The 4,908-nt window shown below is 68.2% G+C and carries 10 protein-coding genes; 9 read left to right on the top strand and 1 reads right to left on the bottom strand.

Translation table 11 applies throughout. The features are described from left to right. From JOZ79_RS09325 to JOZ79_RS09285, 9 genes are all read left to right on the top strand, one after another. The coding region (locus JOZ79_RS09325; protein WP_294073484.1) for a hypothetical protein at window positions 1-303 on the top strand (303 nt) is incomplete at its 5' end. Beyond that, window positions 300-878, top strand: coding sequence for a hypothetical protein (locus JOZ79_RS09320; RefSeq protein WP_294073482.1), 579 nt, complete (start codon window positions 300-302; stop codon window positions 876-878). The genes JOZ79_RS09325 and JOZ79_RS09320, both read left to right, overlap by 4 nt. A 94-nt stretch (window positions 879-972) precedes the next feature. Continuing rightward, entirely contained in the window at window positions 973-1,236 is a 264-nt protein-coding gene (locus JOZ79_RS09315) for a DUF2171 domain-containing protein (protein ID WP_294073480.1), read from the top strand. 98 nt (window positions 1,237-1,334) lie between these two features. Next, complete coding sequence (locus JOZ79_RS09310) at window positions 1,335-1,667, top strand: hypothetical protein (protein WP_294073478.1); 333 nt, start codon at window positions 1,335-1,337, stop codon at window positions 1,665-1,667. A 63-nt stretch (window positions 1,668-1,730) separates the two neighbouring features. After that, on the top strand, window positions 1,731-2,351 hold the full coding sequence (locus tag JOZ79_RS09305) for a hypothetical protein (protein ID WP_294073476.1): 621 nt from the start codon (window positions 1,731-1,733) through the stop codon (window positions 2,349-2,351). A 136-nt stretch (window positions 2,352-2,487) separates the two neighbouring features. Continuing rightward, window positions 2,488-2,685: a hypothetical protein gene (locus JOZ79_RS09300; RefSeq protein WP_294073473.1), complete on the top strand. Its 198-nt coding sequence runs from the start codon at window positions 2,488-2,490 to the stop codon at window positions 2,683-2,685. A gap of 107 nt (window positions 2,686-2,792) precedes the next feature. Further along, window positions 2,793-3,338, top strand: coding sequence for a hypothetical protein (locus tag JOZ79_RS09295; protein ID WP_294073472.1), 546 nt, complete (start codon window positions 2,793-2,795; stop codon window positions 3,336-3,338). A gap of 144 nt (window positions 3,339-3,482) precedes the next feature. Beyond that, the gene (locus JOZ79_RS09290) at window positions 3,483-3,728 is read left to right on the top strand and encodes a hypothetical protein (RefSeq protein ID WP_294073470.1); all 246 of its coding nucleotides are present in this window, start codon (window positions 3,483-3,485) and stop codon (window positions 3,726-3,728) included. 112 nt (window positions 3,729-3,840) lie between these two features. Further along, complete coding sequence (locus JOZ79_RS09285) at window positions 3,841-4,026, top strand: DUF3606 domain-containing protein (RefSeq protein WP_294073468.1); 186 nt, start codon at window positions 3,841-3,843, stop codon at window positions 4,024-4,026. A gap of 25 nt (window positions 4,027-4,051) precedes the next feature. Here JOZ79_RS09285 and JOZ79_RS09280 read toward each other — a convergent pair whose 3' ends face one another. Beyond that, window positions 4,052-4,444, bottom strand: a complete 393-nt coding sequence (locus JOZ79_RS09280; RefSeq protein ID WP_294073467.1) for a GFA family protein — start codon at window positions 4,442-4,444, stop codon at window positions 4,052-4,054. Between the last annotated feature and the right edge of the window lie 464 nt (window positions 4,445-4,908).

The raw sequence follows: 4,908 nt of genomic DNA, 5'->3' as shown, positions 1-4,908 counted from the left end.
CCGGGCACCTTCGCCGAAGGCCAGCGGCTGATTTACGGCATCCTCGCCGCCGCCGGAGGCATGTTCTGCGGTGCCTGTGCAGTCGCCATGGTCGCGCTCCTGATGTGGGGCGGCTGGACCATCGAAGAGCAGCACAGCATCGTCCTCATCTTCGGTTGGGCGCTCGGCGGCTTCATTGCCGCCAACGTCGCCGTGATCGTCGGGCTTCTTGCCGGAGGACCAGTCGGCCGGCTGCGGATGTCCGCCGGACGCGATGGGGCGACGTTCGAAGCGGACGCCGAATGCGCCGAGGTGCATCCATGATCCTGCGCCTCCTCAACTGGCAGGGGATCGCGGGCCTCGTCGCCAGCATCGGCCTGATCGGCCTGGTCCTCGCCCAGCACGTCGCCGCCATTCACTGGCACAGGGAGAGCGACCGCTTCGAAAAGCTCTATGCCGACGAGCAGCTCGCCTTCGCTCGGACCACCACCGCCTATCGCGAAGCCGTCGAGCAGGCCCGGGCCGACGACAAGGCCAACGCGACGCGCGTCGCCGGCGAACAGCAAACCATCAATCAAAGGACCAGTGATGACTATGAGAAGCGCCTTGCCGATGCTCGTTCTACTGCTGACCGCCTGCGGGCACAGCTTGCCGCGGCCCCAGCCCATCCCGGCACTGGCGGAGCAGCGCCAGTGCCCGGCCTATCCGCTGCCGCCGTCGGACCTCCTCAAGCCGCCGGTGAAGACGGACTTTCTGACGCGCTGATCGCGACCGAACAGGCGATCCAGCTCGACGAGCTGATCAAGTGGGTTCGCCGGCAAGCCGGGGTAAATCCCAATGGCGGCCCCGGCGCGGCGGACTCGGTCGTTGCGCCGGGAAGCGCGCCGCATCCGCGCTGAGCACTGTTCATGCGAAACTGTCGTTGGGCAGGACCTCCATGCATCCTTACGCGCGTTCCGAACGTTGGCAGGGGAGCGCAAGGAGGGACTCCCAATGACGACTGCACTCGACCAGATTCGCGAGCACATGAATGTGATCGGGGCCGACGGCGCGCCGATCGGCACCGTCGACAAGGTGGAAGGCAACCGAATCAAGCTGATCCGCCACGACAGCGGCATGGGGCATGAGCAGCACCATCATTACCTGCCCGGCGGCCTCGTCGCCGACATCGAGGGCGACACGGTGCGCCTGTCGGCGCGCGGAGATGTCGTCGCCGACTTGTTCGAGGAAGAGCAGTCCGGACAGCCCATCGGCTGACCGGCGATGACGCCGGCGGCCGCGCTCTGGCTTCGGTTGGGCTCAACGAGGCGGGGGACCGATTGCATCCCCTGTCCCGGAGTCAGAGACGACGCGGAATGAAGAAGGACGGACTCGCTCCGCCGCCGGCAGCGCGCGACTGGACGCGCATCGACGATTATCTGGTGCACATGCGGCGACGCGATGCGGCGTCGCGGTCGAGGCGCCGGTTGCGGCCGCGATCGGAGCCGGAGACGCCGCGCTTCATGATGAGCACGCTGCCGTTCCTGGCCCTTCTGGCGATCCTCGGCGTCATGACCATCGCGATGATGATCGTCGCCTGGCCCGGCGAGGAATCGTCGGTCCGCTCGCCGCCGCCGTCGTCCGCCGTGCACGAAGCCGGCACCGCGCCCAGGGGCTGGCTCCAGGAAGCCCGGCGCGAGATGCGCTGAAGTTCGGTTGCGGACTCAATGACGTTCATCGGCCGGCAATCTCCCCGCCGCGAGGGATGACGGATGGCATCCGGTTTCCAACTCGTGCTGGCGGCCCTGGCCCAGGCGGCAGTCGCCGGCCCGCCGGCTCCCGCGGTTGCTCCGGCCACTGCTGCCGCCGCTGCTGCGCCGGCGACGGCGGCGCAAGCGCGGAAGGTGCCGCCGCCCGACCGTCCGGACGGCTGCGATGCCCAGACTGCAGCCGGTGACTCCCGCACCATCGTCGTCTGCGCGCCCAAGCCGCAGGGCTATCGGATTGATCCTGACGTGCTCGAAGCCCGCCGTGAAGCTCGTGCCCATGTCCAGCCGCGGCGGCCGGACGCCGAAACCATGCAGGTCAACAGCTGCGCGCTGGTGGGGCCGATGGGCTGCCGCGGCAATGTCGGCATCGACCTCGCCAGTGCCGCCATGGTGCTCGGGGAAATGGCGAAGCGCGCAATCGAGGGCGGCAACGTTGGCCAGATGTTCGTGACCGAGCCGCAGGAAGGTGAGTATCAGCTCTACGTCGACGCAAAGAAGCGCCGCGAAGCCAAGGAAGCGCAGGCCGCCGCGGCCAAGGCGAAGGCGGCCGCGGTTGCGCCACGGACGGGCTCGACGGCTCCGGCCCCACAGCCTTCGCCGATGCCGCAAGCCGGCGCGAATTAGCCTCTGGTCGGCTGGCCGACATTAGGTTTTGTGTGCGAACGGGTGTATGGAAGTTGCAGCGCCGCTTCCTGCCTTCAGCTCAGCGGTGCCCGAGAGACGAATGGAGAGCTCCCGCTGCGCATCGAGGAGCACGCCCGTGTCCACTTCACTCAAGACGTACCGGGTCTATTGCTACGACGGATCGGAGATGACGCTCACCGGCGGCCTCATCGAGGCGAGCAGCGACGCCGAGGCGATCGCCGTCGCCGAGACCGCCGCCATCGGCTCCAAGTGCGAGCTGTGGGACGGCGCCCGGCTCGTCGCCCAGTTCGGCGCGGAACGCCGCCTGGCGTAAGCGCCGCGGCCGGGTCGCTGTGTTAACCCTTTAATCGCCTAGACAAATTCAACAGCCTCCGCCACGTTGCGGCTCCTTGCTCGGGGGAGCAAGCAACAGGGGGATGTATGATTCAATTGATTGCCTTGGCTGCGATTGCGGCCACCCAGACGCCTGCGCCGCAGGCAAGCGCTGTTCCTGCCGCTCCGCAGGCCGCCATCATCGCGCCTGCGACCGACAATGTCCTGCGCGCCGGCGCCGAAGTTCCGCTGCGCCTTGAAGAAGGCCTGGATTCGAACAACAAGACGATTCGCGAAGGCCAGCAGTTCAGGATGTCCGTCGCCAGTCCGGTCATGCTCGGCAATGCGGTCGTGATTCCGGCCGGAAGCCCGGCTGTCGGCGAGATTACCGAAATTCGGCACAAGGGCATGTGGGGCAAGTCCGGCCACATCACTGCGCGCGTTCTCAACGTTCGCGTCGGCGACCGTCTGATCCGGCTTACCGGCAACTTCGACGAGCATGGGACGACCGGCACTGCCGGCGTCGTCGCTGCGGTCGCCCTGGTGCCGATCGCCGGTTTCTTCATGACCGGCACCAGCTCGAAGATTCCGCAGGGTTCGGGCATCAAGGCTTTCCTTGACGAAGACCTGAAGATCGGAATGGCGACCCACTAAGCGGACGCGTTCGCCGCCGGTGACCGGCAGCGGACAAGCAAGGAGGCAGCGCGAGCGATCGTGCTGCCTTTTTGCTGCGCGGCGCCTGGGCGGTCTTTGGTCCAGCTGCAGGAACGCCGCGGTGCGCAGGCGGGTTGAGCAGGCATGGCCTTCACCCAGCTTGATCCGCCCATCCCGCTCCATGTCGTCGACCGCGGGCCGGGGTTCGCGATCGCCGTGATCGACTATGGTCCCGAGTTCGACCTGCTGTGGGTCGTGGGCATGGACGACGGCGGCGAGATCTGGTGCGTGCCCAATCCGCAGGTGCGGTTGCAGGCGAACTGGTCGATGGGCCGGACCAAGAAGCCGGGCAAGCCGCCACCGCCGAAGATCGCCGCGGTCGGCGCCTGACTCAGCCCCGGCCCGCGCGGCGATGCCCGCCGACGCCGCCGCCGCTGCCCATCCCGGAACCGCCCGAATCCGCCCGGCGTTGGACGCGCAGCAACGCATCCAGGAGGTTTTCATGTCCGACGACACCACCAATCGCGGCGGCCGCGACCGCAGCCAGGTCGCGGGCGGCGAGGGCTATGAGCTCGACTATTTCGCCCGCAAGCACGGCATTTCGCGCGAGCAGGCGCAGCAGCTGATCTCCAGCCTCGGCAACGACCGCGCGACCCTCGACGCGGCGGCGGAGAAGCTGAAGGGCTGAGCGGCGGCCCGAACCGCTGCCACGCCTAATCCTCCGAGCGGCCCGAACGCTCGCGGTTGCGGGGGTAGCGGTGCAGGAGGTCGAACACCGGGAGCCAGGGCTCGCGGCGGACGGTCCAGCATTCATAGGTCGGCGTGAGCCGGCCGGGCTCGTCGAGCGCGCCCAGGTGCACCTCGATCTCGTCGCCGTAGCGGTTGAAGACGGACGAGCCGCAGCGGGGGCAGAAGTGGCGGCCGTGCCAGTCGCGGGTCTCGCCCTCGACCGTCACCGCGTCGGCGGGGAACATGCCGGCCGCGAAGAACAGCGCCCCGTGATGCTTGCGGCAGTCGAGGCAGTGGCAGAGGCCGACGCGATACGGCTCCCCGCGAGCGGTCAGGCGGACGTCGCCGCAAAGGCAGCCGCCGGTCAGTTGGGTCATCACGCATCTCCTCCGAGGGGCGTCGCGCCGGCCGCCGGCGGCGCGGAACGTCGCAAAGGTCGCACTCGCTACGCGCGAGCAGCACTCAACCCTTGGCGGCGCGGAAAGTCACAAAGGTCCCCCTCATCACGCGCGCGAGGGCGCAAGGCACGGCGCCGCGGGCACCAGCGAGACAGGCGCGCGGGCGCGAGCGGAGGGGTGGGCGGGGGCGGACGATGATGATGGCCAGTGCTCATGCCGCAGGATGAACCACGAACCGCCGCCTGTAGGACAGCAATTTCCGCCGCCGAGCCGAAGGGAGCGGTTGCATCGCAACCTCGAGCTTCGGCGTAGAGCCGGCGGAAACCGGCCGGCGGGGCGCGAGGCTAAACCGAGCGAACCCGTCCGACGTCACGGACTCACTCCGTGACGGCAATCGTTGCCGTCATTGAAGTTTAAGGCATTTCCGTCACATTAAGTGCCTC

The organism is Sphingomonas sp., from assembly GCF_019242355.1.
In the GTDB taxonomy this organism is placed as follows: Bacteria; Pseudomonadota; Alphaproteobacteria; order Sphingomonadales; family Sphingomonadaceae; genus Sphingomicrobium.
This window is presented reverse-complemented; position numbering and strand designations above follow the sequence as displayed.